This window comes from Dickeya oryzae, from assembly GCF_009372235.1.
GTDB classification, from domain to species: Bacteria; Pseudomonadota; Gammaproteobacteria; order Enterobacterales; family Enterobacteriaceae; genus Dickeya; species Dickeya oryzae.
In genome coordinates this window covers 170,669-185,423 of the sequence record NZ_SULL01000015.1, presented here as the reverse complement: position 1 = coordinate 185,423, position 14,755 = coordinate 170,669, and the positions used below count along the sequence as shown (strand labels likewise).

Genomic DNA, 14,755 nt, shown 5'->3' with positions numbered 1-14,755 from the left:
CCGTGACGCGTTCCTGACGCGACACGAGCTTTCGCGGCATCCATGCCGCTCACCCGGCGAAGTCGTCCACCTCAGCACAGTTTTAATGCCAGAAAGCACTCACCTGTAATGTAAGAGGGGGTGTTAACAGCCTAAAAACGGCTTTCGCCGCCTCTACTCCCGTTAGTTACGGTACAACACCTTGATAATGTGGTAGCCGAACTGGGTTTTGACCGGGCCGAAGGGTTTGAGCAGCTCGCAGGAAAACACCGCCTTGTCGAAGTCCGGAACCATGTCGCCTTTACGGAATTCGCCTAAGTCGCCGCCATTACGCTTTGACGGGCAGGTCGAGTGTTTTTTTGCTAACTGCTGAAAGTCCGCTCCCTTCTCGAGTTGAGCCAGAATGTCGGTGGCCTGCTGTTCGGTATCCACCAGAATGTGCAATGCTGCTGCGGTATTTGCCATAGTACGCTCCTTGAGCAAAGGGAAAGCCGATGTTACCAGTCACAGCCTAGCACCCCCTTGTGACGAAAGGAAATGCGGCGCGTGTTCCTGTTTGGGGAAGGAGGCCTCGCGCCGGTCCGCACTTTTGCTACAATCCTGTTCTGTTACAATCCCCTTCCGTTTGAACGTCGAGCTCGAAACATCATGCGCATGAATCCCAGCCAACAACACGCCGTTGAATTTGTGACCGGTCCCTGTCTGGTCCTGGCCGGGGCGGGATCCGGCAAAACGCGAGTAATTACCCAAAAAATCGCCCATCTTATCCGGGGTTGCGGCTATCAGGCCCGCCATATTGCGGCGGTGACCTTCACCAATAAAGCGGCCCGGGAGATGAAAGAGCGTGTGGCGCAAACGCTGGGGCGTAAGGAAACCCGTGGTTTGCTGATTGCGACCTTCCATACGTTGGGGCTTGAGATCATCAAGCGTGAGTACGCAGCGTTGGGCATGAAGTCTAACTTCTCGCTGTTTGACGATCAGGATCAGCTGGCGCTGTTAAAAGAGCTGACGGAGTTGTGGCTGCAAAACGACAAAGACTTACTGCAACAGCTCGTGTCTGCCTTGTCCAACTGGAAAAACGACCTGATTGACCCCGCACAGGCAGCAGTACTGGCGCGCTCAGAGCGGGACCGGTTGTTTGCGCATTGCTACCGGCTGTATGACGATCATCTGCGGGCCTGCAACGTGTTGGATTTTGATGACCTGATCCTGCTGCCGACGTTATTGCTTAAACGCAATGAAGAGGTGCGTGAACGCTGGCAGAACCGCCTGCGTTATTTGCTGGTGGATGAGTATCAGGATACCAACACCAGCCAGTACGAACTGGTGAAGTTGCTGGTAGGCAGTCGGGCGCGCTTTACCGTGGTGGGCGACGACGACCAGTCGATTTACTCCTGGCGCGGTGCTCGCCCGCAAAACTTGTCGCTGTTGCAGCAGGACTTTCCGCAATTGCAGGTTGTTAAGCTAGAGCAGAATTACCGTTCGTCCGGGCGTATTCTCAAGGCCGCGAATATTCTTATCGCCAACAACCCGCATGTGTTCGAAAAGCGGCTGTATTCCGAGCTGGGATATGGTGAAGAGCTTAAAATCATCACCGCCAATAACGAAGATCATGAAGCGGAACGGGTCGTGGGCGAGCTGATTGCCCATCACTTTATCCGCAAAACCCAGTATGGCGACTACGCCATTCTTTATCGCGGTAACCACCAGTCCCGGTTGTTCGAAAAAGTGTTGATGCAAAACCGCATTCCTTATCGCATTTCCGGCGGTACGTCGTTTTTCTCTCGCCCGGAAATCAAAGACCTGCTGGCTTATTTGCGCGTGCTGACCAACCCGGAAGACGACAGCGCATTCTTGCGTATCGTGAATACCCCCAAGCGTGAAATCGGCCCGGCGACACTGCAAAAGCTCGGCGAGTGGGCCAGGCAGCGCAACCGTAGCCTGTTTAACGCCAGCTTCGATATGGGACTGAGCCAGACCCTGAGCGGCCGCGGGCTGGAGTCATTGCAGCGTTTCACACAGTGGATCGGTGACATTGCCCGACTGGCGGAACAGGAACCGGTGAAAGCGGTACGTGATTTGATCCACGGGCTGGATTACGAAAGCTGGTTGTATGAAACCTCACCCAGTCCGAAAGCAGCGGAAATGCGCATGAAAAACGTCAATACGCTGTTTACCTGGATGACGGAAATGCTGGAGGGCAGCGATTTGGATGAACCGATGACGCTGACCCAGGTCGTCACCCGGTTTACCCTGCGCGATATGATGGAGCGTAACGAGGCTGAAGAAGAACTGGATCAGGTGCAACTGATGACGCTGCACGCCTCCAAAGGGCTGGAGTTCCCTTACGTGTATCTGGTCGGCATGGAAGAAGGGGTGTTACCGCACCAGACCAGCATTGATGAAGACAATGTCGACGAAGAGCGCCGTCTGGCCTATGTGGGTATTACCCGGGCACAGAAAGAACTGACGTTTACCTTGTGCCGCGAACGTCGGCAATACGGTGAGTTGATTCGCCCGGAACCGAGTCGTTTCCTGCTGGAATTGCCGCAGGATGATGTGATGTGGGAAACCGAACGCAAAGTCGTCAGCCCACAGGAGCGGATGCAAAAAGGGCAGAACCATCTGGCCAATCTGCGCGCCCAACTGGCGAAGGCCAGAGACAAAGACTAACGCGGGAAGAAAAGACTAACGCGGGAAGATATGCCGGGCGCGATGGCCCGGCGTGTTGAGGCTAACCGTCATGGCGTGACGGTTTTACCGTCTACGGTCACGTTTTTCACCGTACCGAATTTCCACGGTGAAGATCCGCTACGCAGGTTGCTGAAGGTCAGGTTATTGAACTGGCTGTCGCTCAGGTCGCTGATTGACGTCGCGCTGACACCGCTGAGTTTCATATTGCTGAAAGTAAACTGGCTGTGCCAGATGTCTTTGCTGCTGTCACCGGTGATTTCAATCGATGGGCTTGACCCGGTGCTGTCCTGCACGGTGATGTTTTTGACGGTGAAGTCATAAAAACGTGCAGGTACCGTGGCGGGGGTGTAATCGGTGGTGCCGTTGTTGTCAGCGTAACTTAACGTCACGATAACCACCTGTTTGGCCAGATTTTTCAGCGCACTGTTACGGAAGATGATGCCATGCGCACCACCACCGATGGCCGGGGCGCTTTTGGCCCGCAGGCCGATGTCGCTTTGGCTTATCACGTTGTTTTCCGCCAGGACATCGACGATGCCAGCACCGGTATGGCTACCCAGTACGACCGCACCGTGCCCGTGACGGAAATAGTTATTGAATAGCCAAGCGTTTTGCGTCGGTTCCTGCTTCTGTGCGGACTGACCCATACCAGCGGCGAAGTTGATACTGTCGTCTCCGGTGTCAAATACGCTGTTGAATACCATAATATTCTGGCTGTTGCCAAATTCGACACCGTCACCATTGTTGGCATTGAATGTCTGATGCGTGACGCCATTTTCCACTACATTTTGGCTTTCCAGGAACATCACGCCATGGTTGGCCGGGTTACGGATGGTCACATCAGCGATGTAGGCGTTTTTGACGCCGCGCAGGGTGATGAGGCTTGAACGGCGCTGGCTGTAGGCGGTTTTGGTGTCCATGCCGGTAGCGGTGGCCGCAGCAACCTGGTTTTTAGCCAGAATACCGTCTTTGCTCACCTTGCTGTTATCACTCTTCACATACTGCGGCAGGCTGTTGCCCAGTTCATCTTTGGCGTCTGTGCCGCGTTTCCAGCCGTTGCCGTCGATAACACCTTTACCGACGATACGAATGTTTGTGAATGTCCCAACGGCTGAACTGTTTTTGTCGATGGCGTTGATAAGCGAGGCAGGTCGCATCTGGGATGAATAACTGTAAATCTTATAGGCATCAGGGTAATCCGCCGCGTTATCCGAACCTAATAGCGTCGCACCCTGCAACAGATTCAGGGTCATGTCGCTTTTCAGCCACAATGCGCCTGTCTTGAAAACACCGGCCGGGATGTCAATGCGACAGCCGCTTGGGCAGGCGTTGATCGCCTTTTGTATCGCGCTGGTATTGAGCGTGGTGCCGTCACCTTTTGCACCGTACTGGGTAATGTTGATGACTGTCGGCGTGGCGGTGGTGGTGGCGGTGACTGCGTTACTATCTGTGGACGTTGTACCGTCGGCATAGACGGCCCGGACGGTGAACTGGTAGTCAGTGTTGGCTTTCAGTCCGTCGATTTTGGCGTTTTGTACCACAATGCGATGGTGGAAACTGGCCGTGTCATTTTTGTAAAACGCACTGATGTACGGTTTCGCTGGCGAGTTCTTGTCGTTATTTTGGCTGGCGAGTCCAATCAACTGGCCGTTCTGGTAAATCTGGTAATCGGTGATATTGGAGGTGTCTTCTGGCGCGTCCCACACCAGTACCACACTGTGGTCATCGTTAGACAACGTCGGTACCTGTAGCTTTTGTGGGACTTGAGCAGTACTGGCGATGGCCAGCGCCGGGAGACTGATCAGGCAGGCCGACACCATCGACGCCAGAGTATGGCGCCGGAAAAATATGAGCGTTCTCATCCTTGTTCCTTCATTGTGTTTATTTCAAAAATGCGCAATGGCGTCAGAAATCGTATTGACGTCAGATTCAGGCAGTAGTCTGTATTTGGTCCAGGTACAGCATGGCTTCCAAAAAGAAACGGTGTTTTATAAAAATACATCCCGTATTCCTTTTTTCCCCGGAAGCGATCACAAACCTAGTCGAGGGGATAAAAAAAAGGGGTAACCAATTGTTACCCCTTTTTGCTGTCAGACAGTGTGTTCTTCGATGAGAAGTGGCCAGTGCACGTAGCTTTGCCACAGGCTTTCCTGCGACAGGGTTTCGGCTCGCAGAGGATGTTGATCAAGCCAGCCCGCTGGCAGAATGACGCGCAGGCTATCGCCTTCTACTCGCAGGCGCACTGCCGGTAGGGTGTCGTCGCGTCGGCGGCTGGCAAAGATAATCGCCAGTCGCAGCAGGCGACATAACCGCTGTGCCAGCGTAACCGGCAAGGCGTTTTGCTGAGTGAGGGGGATAGGGTCGATGGTGTTGCTTTGGTTTTGTAACAGTGTCGCCAGCAATTTTTTCTGCGCCGGTGTGAAGCCCGGCAAATCGCTATTGCGCACCAGATAGGCCGCATGATGCGGTGCCTGACGGAAATCGACACTCAGGCCGATTTCGTGAATCAGACAGGCGCTAGCCAGTAATTCCCGACATCGACCATCTAACTGCCAGTCGCGGGCGACCTGCTGCAAAAAATTATCCGCCAGCAGCCTGACCCGTTGTGCCTGTTCGCTATCCAGCAGGTAACGGCGTTGCAGGTTTTTCAGAGTACGGTGGCGGATATCCTGCTCAATCGGCAGATGCAACATGCCATAGACCAGTCCTTCGCGCAGCGCACCACCTGCCAACGTCATGGAGTCGATATCCAGTTCCTGAAAGATAGCCAACAGGATGGACAAGCCGCTGGGAAATACCAACGCACGCTCCAGCGTAAGGCCTTCAATTTCCAGCTCTTCCAGCTTACTGCACTGGATGGCGCGTTGTTTCAGCTGGCGCAACTTACCGAGGGTGATGTATTCATCCATCCCCTGCGCCACCATGATTTCCTGTAACGCCTGTACTGTGCCCGACGCGCCGACACAAATTTGCCAGCCCTGCTGGCGCAGAATGTCTTTTACCGGCTGTAACATTTCACGGGCTGCCTGTTCGGCCCGCTCAAAATGCGCCAGGGTCAGATCGCGATCGGTAAAATAACGCTCCAGCCAGGTCACGCAACCCATCGGCAGGCTGAAGAGTTGGGTATGACGGGCACCGGTACCGGTCGCCAGTTCGGTACTGCCGCCGCCGATATCCACCACCAGCCGTTGTTCTGGCCCACCGGTGGTATGGGCGACACCCTGATAGATGAGCCGAGCTTCTTCTTCACCGCTGATCACCTGAATCGGCAGGCCCAGAATCTGTTGGGCCCGTTCCAGGAATTCATCCGCGTTGGTAGCCAGCCGTAATGTGGCGGTCGCCACGACTCGCACCTGTTGCGGCGGAATGTCCTGCAGCCGTTCGGAGAATAGCGCCAGACATTGCCAGCCGCGCTGCATGGCTTCCGGCGAGAGGCGGTTATTCGCGTCCAATCCGGCAGCCAGTCTGACTTTCCGTTTGATGCGAGCCAGCGTCTGTACACTGCCTGCCACCTCACGCACCACCAGCATATGAAAGCTGTTGGACCCTAAATCGATTGCGGCATAAAGAGAAGAAGCGCTCAGCATCGGCAACTTAACCCGGTCGTTTTCGATTGTTACGAGGCGCACCGCTGCGGCGAGGCGCGCCGGGACGGCGAGGGCCACCACTGGTGCGTGGACGACTCAGACGCTTAGGCTCAGGCAATCCGGTCATCAGCGCTTCGCTGTTGTATTTGCTCACCGGGATACGATGGCCGATATAGTCTTCAATGGCTGGCAGATTCAGCGCGTATTCTTCACAGGCCAGGCTGATAGAGAAGCCGCTGGCACCTGCACGCCCGGTACGGCCGATGCGATGGACGTAATCCTCGCAATCATCAGGCAGGTCGTAGTTGAATACGTGGGTGACTAACGGAATGTGCAAGCCGCGTGCCGCCACATCGGTGGCGACCAGAATATCCAGGTTACCCTGGGTGAATTCTTCCAGAATGCGTAGTCGTTTTTTCTGTGCTACGTCGCCGGTCAGCAGCCCGACGCGATGACCATCCGCCGCCAGGTGGCCCCAAATCTCTTCACAACGGTGCTTGGTGTTAGCGAAGATGATGCAGCGATCTGGCCACTCTTCTTCGATCAACGTTTGCAGCAGGCGCATCTTCTCTTCATTGGAAGGATAGAACAGCTCTTCCTTGATGCGATGACCGGTTTTCTGCTCCGGCTCCACTTCAACGTATTCTGCGTTGTTCATCTGTTCGAACGCCAGCTCGCGCACGCGATAGGATAAGGTGGCGGAAAATAGCATGTTCAGACGCTGATTAGTCGGCGGCATGCGACGGAATAACCAGCGGATATCCTTGATAAAGCCGAGATCGTACATACGATCAGCTTCATCCAGCACCACGACCTGGATGGCACCCATGTGGATATGGTTTTGTTTGGTGTAATCGATTAAACGACCGGTGGTACCGATCAGAATATCGACGCCGTCTTCCAGTACTTTTAGCTGCTTGTCGTAGCCGTCGCCACCGTAAGCCAGCCCCAACCGCAGACCGGTGGCTTTCGCCAGCGCTTCAGCATCGGTATGGATCTGCACCGCCAGTTCACGGGTCGGCGCCATAATCAGGGCGCGGGGTTGATTGGTCTGGCGTTCAGCGGGAGCGGGGTGGGTCAGCAAATAATGAAATGTAGACGCCAGAAACGCCAGCGTCTTGCCTGTTCCGGTTTGCGCTTGTCCCGCCACGTCACGGCCCGACAGCGTTAGCGGCAACGCCAGCGCCTGAATGGGCGTGCAGTTATGAAAGCCTTTATTTTCAAGAGCTTCAATAACCTGCGGATGCAGTGCGAAGTCGGAAAACTTCTGTTCGGTTAAGTGTGTTTTGCTCATAGCGTGGTAGAATATCAGTTAACTATTGCTTTACGAAAGCGTATCCAGTGAAATAAAGTCAACCTCATAGTTGGTTAATGCTACACCAACTGGGTAGAGATAATCCTGCGGAGTAAAACATGAGCGATAAAATTATTCATCTGACGGACGACAGCTTCGAGACAGACGTACTGCAGTCTGAACATGTGACACTGGTTGATTTCTGGGCTGACTGGTGTGGTCCTTGTAAAATGATTGCTCCGATTCTGGATGAGATCGCCGACGAGTATGAAGGTAAGCTGACCATCGCCAAGCTCAACATCGATGACAACCCGGCTACCGCACCGAAATACGGTATTCGTGGTATCCCGACGCTGCTGCTGTTTAAAAACGGCGAAGTGGCGGCGACCAAAGTCGGTGCGTTGTCCAAAGGGCAACTGAAAGAGTTCCTGAACGCCAATCTGTAATCCGTCCTACTGGCTTTCCTGGGCGACAGCGGGGTGATGAGATTTTCTCATTCTGACCGCTGGACGCCCACCGGGAAGCGTGCTAGATTCATCAATACTGCATATCGTACTTACCTTAGTTTAAGCCATTAGGCTTGAGCCTGAAGTTAGAATCTAAAGTTTTATCCCATGTCAGGTTTGGAAATCATTAATTTTCATCATGTTAGTGTCCAGTCTGGCAATCTGACAGTTTTACATTAATTAGTTTTACGGTGTCTTCGACCTCTTGCCATGAGTGTGCGTAGCGTCAGTGCGATTAAGCCTGAGCAACACAGTGTCTGGTGATTGAAGGCTGTTAAGCGGCATGGATGTTCCTGCCATACCATTCACGTTAATAGTTCGAGATTTACCCCGAGTTTAAGAACCCACCATTATGAATCTTACCGAATTAAAAAATACGCCAGTGTCTGAGTTAATTACTCTTGGCGAAAATATGGGGCTGGAGAATCTGGCTCGCATGCGTAAACAGGATATTATTTTCGCTATCCTCAAGCAGCACGCGAAAAGTGGTGAAGATATCTTTGGCGATGGCGTACTGGAAATATTGCAGGATGGTTTTGGTTTCCTCCGCTCCGCAGACAGTTCCTACCTCGCCGGCCCTGATGATATCTACGTTTCCCCCAGCCAAATCCGACGCTTCAACCTCCGCACTGGTGACACCATTTCCGGTAAGATTCGTCCTCCGAAAGAGGGTGAACGCTATTTCGCGCTGTTGAAGGTCAATGAAGTCAACTACGACAAACCGGAAAATGCCCGCAGCAAGATCTTGTTTGAGAACCTGACGCCGCTGCATGCGAATTCGCGTCTGCGTATGGAGCGTGGCAACGGTTCTACCGAAGACCTGACCGCCCGTGTGCTGGACCTGGCCTCCCCTATCGGTCGTGGACAGCGTGGCCTGATTGTTGCACCGCCGAAAGCCGGTAAAACCATGCTGCTGCAAAACATTGCCCAGAGCATTGCTTACAACCATCCGGATTGCGTGCTGATGGTGCTGCTGATTGACGAACGTCCGGAAGAAGTGACGGAAATGCAGCGTCTGGTGAAAGGGGAAGTGGTGGCGTCGACGTTCGACGAACCTGCCTCTCGCCACGTTCAGGTCGCCGAAATGGTGATTGAGAAAGCCAAGCGTCTGGTTGAGCATAAGAAAGACGTGATTATCCTGCTGGACTCTATCACCCGTCTGGCGCGTGCCTACAACACCGTGGTACCGGCATCCGGTAAAGTCCTGACCGGTGGTGTGGATGCAAACGCCCTGCATCGTCCGAAGCGTTTCTTCGGTGCGGCCCGTAACGTTGAAGAGGGCGGCAGCCTGACCATCATCGCGACCGCGCTGATCGATACCGGCTCGAAGATGGACGAAGTGATTTACGAAGAATTTAAGGGCACCGGTAACATGGAACTGCACCTGTCTCGTAAGATTGCGGAGAAACGTGTGTTCCCGGCGATTGATTACAACCGCTCCGGTACCCGTAAGGAAGAGCTGTTGACCACATCTGAAGAGCTGCAGAAGATGTGGATTCTGCGCAAGATTATCCACCCGATGGGGGAAATCGACGCGATGGAGTTCCTGATCAACAAACTGGCGATGACCAAAACCAACGACGAATTCTTCGATATGATGAAACGGTCGTAACCGGTTTTCCCTGTAACGGGTTATGCCATCAAACAAAAAACGCCACGAATCCGTGGCGTTTTTTGTTTCTGTCTCTTCTGCCAGTCTTGCCTGCTTTCAATCCGGTGGCGCTAATGCGGGCAGAGCGCATCATGTTTTGTTACGTGAACGTGCAGGAACTTTCTGAAAAATTTGGTAAATTAGCACCGGTTGACATAATTCGCAGTAGTATCATCAGGCACAGATAAGCGTGAATGAATCATGATGAGTGCTCAATTAGTCGCCGTATTCCTGTGCTCTTTCTTCTCCCTGCTGCTGGCGCGTCATGTAGCGAGAAAAACCGGTCTGGTCGACAGACCAAACCACCGTAAGCGCCATCGTGGCGCGGTGCCACTGGTTGGCGGAATTTCTGTCTACGCCGGTGTCTGCCTGTTGCCGTTCTTCATTCCCGAGTTGATTCCCCATTTCCTGATTTACCTGCTGTGTGCGGGGGTGCTGGTGCTGGTTGGCGCACTGGACGATCGCTTTGACATCAGCATTGCTATCCGGGCTACGGCACAGGCGGTTGTCGCCATAATAATGATGGCGTTGGCCGGGCTGATGTTGCTGCGTCTGGGGTATATTCTGGGGCCGGGGTGGGATATCGGACTGGGGGTGATGCGGTATCCCATGACGCTATTGGTGGTGTGGACGGCTATCAATGCTTTTAACATGGTGGATGGCATCGATGGTTTGCTGGGCGGGTTGTCTGGCGTGCTGTTTGTCGGCTTGGGCGTTTTATTCTATCTCCACGGCAGCAACGCGCTGGCGTTTTGGAGTTTTGCCATGATTGCTGCCATCTTGCCGTATAGTCTGTTGAACCTTGAATGCTTCGGTCGACGTTATAAGGTTTTCATGGGCGATGCGGGTAGTACCCTTATGGGGTTTACCGCCATCTGGCTACTGCTGCAAGGCTCTCAGGGGCCGGAGAGCGCTATCCGGCCGGTAACGGCATTGTGGGTTATTGCCATTCCACTGATGGATATGGTGGCGATTGTCTATCGCCGGTTGCGCAAAGGCTCAAATCTGTTTTCGCCGGATCGCCAGCATATCCATCATCTGCTGATGCGTGCCGGATTGACTTCCCGTCAGGCGTGTCTGTTGATTACACTAGCCGCCGCGTTACTGGCGGGCATGGGGATTGCCGGTGAGTGGTTGGCAATTCCCGAGTACATGATGTTTGTGTTGTTTTTGCTGGTATTTGGTGGTTATGGCTACTGCATTAAGCGGGCGTGGCGAGTGGCGCGCGTTGTCCGGCGTATTCAGCGTTACTGGCGCAATCATCGCTATTGTTGATATATACCCGTCATACTTCAAGTTGCAGGTGCGTTGGCTTTCCTCGCTCACCCCAGTCACTTACTGATGTAAGCTCCTGGGGATTCGCTGCGTCGCCGCGTTACAAGGCTCAATGAGCCTTGCCCTTACGGGCCAACGCGTTGCGTTGTTCAACACGCGAGCGTGTTGTCCTGCAACTCGAATTATTTTGGGTATAACCCCAATTTTTATAAACCGAATCGGGAAACACAATGAAACCGGAAAGCTCACCCCAGGCGGTGTCGTTGGATAATGAACTGGATATTCGCCAGCTCTGCCGGGTGTTATGGCAGGGTAAGGGCTGGATTGTTGGCTCAGCAGCGTTATTGGCACTGCTGGCGCTGGTGTATTCCTGGCTGGCTCAACCGGTGTGGCGCGCGATGGCAGTAACGGATAAACCGGCGGTTGCGATGCTATCGACGTTTTTTGAACAGCAGCAGTGGCTGCGTTCGCTGGATGCATCGTCAACAGTCGTGCCGGATAGCAGTACTATCGTGACAGATGCCTATACCGAGTTTACTCTGCAGGCCGCCGCCTACGACACCCGGCGCGAGTTTTGGCTACAGTCGCCGTATTACCGTGAGCGTCGAAAAGACGACAGCAAGGCAGATGCCGTCCTGCTGGATACGCTTATCAACGATATCCAGTTTATACCGCACGATGAGGCTAAAAAAACCAACGACACCCTTAAGCTGGCGGCTGACAACCCGCAAGACGCCAGTAACCTGTTGCGACAATATATACAGTTTGCCAACCAGCGTGCCGTCAATCATCTGAATCAAAACCTGGCGGGAAACTGGGAAGCACGTATTCGGTTTGAGCGTAGCTGGCTGCAACGCGAGGATGCGGTTGCCCGTGTAGCGTATGACCAGGATCTACGGCGCGTGACGCAGGCACTGGCTATCGCCCGCCAGCAGGGAATCACACAGCCGAAGCATGATGTGCCCTCCGCGCCCCCCGATTCGGCGTTATTTCTACAAGGCTCGGCCTGGTTACAGGCACGTTTGGAGATGCTGAAGGACAATGGCCCGGTATTCGATACGGATTACGCACCGCGTCAGGCGGTACTGGCGATGCTGGAAAGCGGTCCGGCGCTGGCAGACAGGTTTCATACTTACCGCTATCTGCATACGCCGCAAGAGCCTGTGCATCGCGACAGTCCACGCCGTAATCTTCTGCTACTGATGTGGGGCAGCATCGGGCTGGTGATGGGGGCCGGACTGGCGCTGGCGCGGCGTCGGCGTGATTAAATGTTCTGCGTGTTGATAGCGCGGTGGGCCAGTCACCCCTGTTTTACCGTGGTGGCAAACCGTAACCCGGGCCGGAATAAAGAGAGTCATCAGTGAAAGTTTTGACGGTCTTTGGCACTCGCCCTGAAGCGATAAAGATGGCACCGATAATACGAGCGATGGCTCAGGATGCCTGCTTTGAATCCCACGTCTGCGTGACGGCGCAGCATCGTGACATGCTGGATCAGGTACTGCGTCTGTTTGAGATTACGCCTGACTATGATCTCAATATTATGCAGCCGGGTCAGGGGCTGGTGGAGATTTCCTCTCGTATTCTTGCCGGATTAGGGCCGGTACTGACCCAACTCCAGCCCGACCTGATGCTGGTGCACGGTGATACCACTACAACGCTGATGGCCAGCCTGGCAGGGTTTTATCACCGTATCCCGGTCGCTCATGTCGAGGCTGGGCTGCGTACCGGCACATTGTCTGCTCCATGGCCTGAAGAAGCGAATCGCCTGCTGACGGGTAGCCTGGCGACCTACCACTTTGCGCCGACGGCTAACGCACGGCAGAACCTGCGACGTGAACACGTGCCGTCTTCACGCATCTGGGTGACAGGGAATTCTGTGATTGACGCGTTATTCTGGGTACGGGATCGCATCCTCCATGATGCGGCATTGTGTGCTCAGTTGCAGGAGAAGTACGCTTTTCTCACGCCGGAGCGAAAAATAGTGCTGGTCACCAGCCATCGGCGCGAGAGCTTTGGTGAGGGGATGGAGCGGATTTGTCATGCGCTGGCGACGCTTGCCCACCATCATTCGGATATTCAGATTGTATATCCGGTGCACCGTAACCCGCATGTGCGGGAGCCGGTCCAGCGTATTCTGGGCGATATCGATAATGTGCATCTGATAACGCCGCAGGACTATTTGCCTTTCGTTTATTTGATGCACCGTGCCTGGCTGATCCTGACCGATTCAGGCGGGATCCAGGAAGAAGCCCCTTCGCTCGGAAAACCGGTACTGGTGATGCGTGAAACCACGGAGAGACCGGAAGCGTTGGCGGCGGGTACGGTACGGCTGGTGGGCACCGATACCGCGACGATTGTCCGTGAAGTTTCCCGACTGCTGACGGATGCGTCGGCGTATCAGGCGATGAGCTATGCCCATAACCCTTACGGCGATGGGTTAGCCAGTCAGCGCATTCTTTCTGTTTTGAAACAACACCGGGTGACTGCATGAGTTTTAACCGTATCTGTGTGCTGGGGCTGGGATACATCGGCCTGCCGACTGCCGCCGTGTTGGCGGCGCGACAACAGTCTGTTTTTGGCGTGGATGTGAACCCGCACGTGGTGGAGACGGTCAGGCAAGGCCATACTCATATTGCGGAGCCGGGGCTGGCGCAGACGCTGCAACAGGCGGTAGCGCAAGGCTATCTACAGGTTGGCAGTCGTCCGGTGCCAGCGCAGGCGTTTATCATCGCGGTGCCGACACCGCTAAAGGCTGACCATCAACCCGATGTGTCGCTGGTGCAAGCCGCGGCGTTATCGTTGGCACCGGTATTGAAGCCGGGGGATGTGGTGATTCTGGAGTCCACCTCGCCGGTCGGCACCACGGAGCACATGGCCGAGTGGCTGGCGCAGGCACGCCCGGACCTGAGTTTTCCTCAACAGGCTGGTGTTGCGTCGGACATCCGTATTGCTTATTGCCCTGAGCGGGTATTGCCCGGCCGCATTATGGAGGAGTTGCTCAGTCACGAGCGGGTGATTGGTGGGATGACACCGCGTTGCTCGGCACGAGCCAGCGATCTGTATCGCCTTTTCCTTGAGGGAGAATGTGTGATGACGGACTCCCGTACCGCAGAGATGTGCAAACTGACGGAAAACAGCTTTCGTGATGTGAATATTGCCTTTGCCAATGAGTTATCGCGGATTTGTGCTGAGCAGCAGATCAATGTCTGGGAGCTGATCCGACTGGCCAACCGTCACCCACGGGTCACTATTTTGCAGCCAGGGCCGGGCGTTGGCGGCCACTGTATCGCGGTTGACCCTTGGTTTATCGTGGCGCAGCACCCACAACAGGCCCGCCTGATTCGTACCGCGCGTGAAGTGAATGACGACAAACCGCGTTGGGTGGTGGATCAGGTCAAAATCAGGGTGGCGGATGCGCTGGTTCAGGGCGGGAAATCGGCCCGAGATCTGTGTATCGCCTGTCTGGGGCTGGCGTTTAAGCCGGATGTGGAGGACCTTCGCGAGAGCCCTGCACTGGCGATTGCTGAGCAGATTGCACAATGGCATGTCGGTCCAACCTGGGTGGTTGAGCCTTATATCCGGCAGTTACCGCCGGGTTTACAGGGAAAAGCGGCGCTGGTGGATAGCGATCGCGCGCTAAAGGAAGCGGATATGCTGGTGTTACTGGTTGATCACCGGCAGTTCAGGGCAATTGCCCCTGAGCAGGTAGCGCAACGTTGGGTGGTGGACACCAAAGGCGTCTGGCGGTAAGACGCCTTTGGTGGCCTCT

Annotated in this window: 11 protein-coding genes; 7 read left to right on the top strand and 4 right to left on the bottom strand. The window is 54.7% G+C overall.

Features of this window, described 5'->3' with window-relative positions; all coding sequences use genetic code 11:
- Positions 1–162 precede the first annotated feature (162 nt).
- Entirely contained in the window at positions 163–444 is a 282-nt protein-coding gene (gene ppiC, locus FAZ14_RS16890) for a peptidylprolyl isomerase PpiC (protein ID WP_012767933.1), read from the bottom strand.
- 183 nt (positions 445–627) lie between these two features.
- On the opposite strand from ppiC, the gene rep reads away from it, so the two are divergent.
- Positions 628–2,652 carry a DNA helicase Rep gene (gene rep, locus FAZ14_RS16885; RefSeq protein ID WP_153508913.1) on the top strand — a complete coding sequence of 675 codons (2,025 nt, stop codon included), beginning with the start codon at positions 628–630 and terminating at the stop codon, positions 2,650–2,652.
- Between the two features lie 68 nt (positions 2,653–2,720).
- Here the strand turns inward: rep and FAZ14_RS16880 are convergent, their stop codons facing one another.
- From FAZ14_RS16880 to rhlB, 3 genes are all read right to left on the bottom strand, one after another.
- A complete protein-coding gene (locus tag FAZ14_RS16880; protein WP_016942858.1) occupies positions 2,721–4,535 on the bottom strand; it encodes a glycosyl hydrolase family 28 protein in 1,815 nt (604 codons plus the stop codon).
- Between the two features lie 228 nt (positions 4,536–4,763).
- Positions 4,764–6,260: an exopolyphosphatase gene (ppx, locus tag FAZ14_RS16875; RefSeq protein WP_016942859.1), complete on the bottom strand. Its 1,497-nt coding sequence runs from the start codon at positions 6,258–6,260 to the stop codon at positions 4,764–4,766.
- Positions 6,261–6,267: 7 nt separating this feature from the next.
- The gene (gene rhlB, locus FAZ14_RS16870) at positions 6,268–7,554 is read right to left on the bottom strand and encodes an ATP-dependent RNA helicase RhlB (protein ID WP_016942860.1); all 1,287 of its coding nucleotides are present in this window, start codon (positions 7,552–7,554) and stop codon (positions 6,268–6,270) included.
- A 119-nt stretch (positions 7,555–7,673) separates the two neighbouring features.
- Between rhlB and trxA the strand changes: the two genes are divergently transcribed.
- The 6 genes from trxA to wecC all read left to right on the top strand — a co-directional run bounded on the left by trxA (position 7,674) and on the right by wecC (position 14,736).
- On the top strand, positions 7,674–8,000 hold the full coding sequence (gene trxA / locus FAZ14_RS16865; RefSeq protein WP_012886502.1) for a thioredoxin TrxA: 327 nt from the start codon (positions 7,674–7,676) through the stop codon (positions 7,998–8,000).
- A 412-nt stretch (positions 8,001–8,412) separates the two neighbouring features.
- Positions 8,413–9,672 (top strand): transcription termination factor Rho, encoded by a 1,260-nt coding sequence (gene rho / locus FAZ14_RS16860; protein WP_012886501.1) that lies wholly within the window; start codon positions 8,413–8,415, stop codon positions 9,670–9,672.
- A gap of 240 nt (positions 9,673–9,912) precedes the next feature.
- Positions 9,913–10,986 carry a UDP-N-acetylglucosamine--undecaprenyl-phosphate N-acetylglucosaminephosphotransferase gene (gene wecA, locus FAZ14_RS16855; protein ID WP_016942861.1) on the top strand — a complete coding sequence of 358 codons (1,074 nt, stop codon included), beginning with the start codon at positions 9,913–9,915 and terminating at the stop codon, positions 10,984–10,986.
- A gap of 230 nt (positions 10,987–11,216) precedes the next feature.
- On the top strand, positions 11,217–12,254 hold the full coding sequence (gene wzzE / locus FAZ14_RS16850) for an ECA polysaccharide chain length modulation protein (RefSeq protein ID WP_153508912.1): 1,038 nt from the start codon (positions 11,217–11,219) through the stop codon (positions 12,252–12,254).
- Between the two features lie 92 nt (positions 12,255–12,346).
- Positions 12,347–13,477: a non-hydrolyzing UDP-N-acetylglucosamine 2-epimerase gene (gene wecB, locus FAZ14_RS16845; protein WP_153508911.1), complete on the top strand. Its 1,131-nt coding sequence runs from the start codon at positions 12,347–12,349 to the stop codon at positions 13,475–13,477.
- Positions 13,474–14,736, top strand: a complete 1,263-nt coding sequence (wecC, locus tag FAZ14_RS16840; RefSeq protein ID WP_153508910.1) for a UDP-N-acetyl-D-mannosamine dehydrogenase — start codon at positions 13,474–13,476, stop codon at positions 14,734–14,736. Before wecB ends, wecC begins: the two co-directional genes overlap by 4 nt.
- Positions 14,737–14,755: the final 19 nt, after the last annotated feature.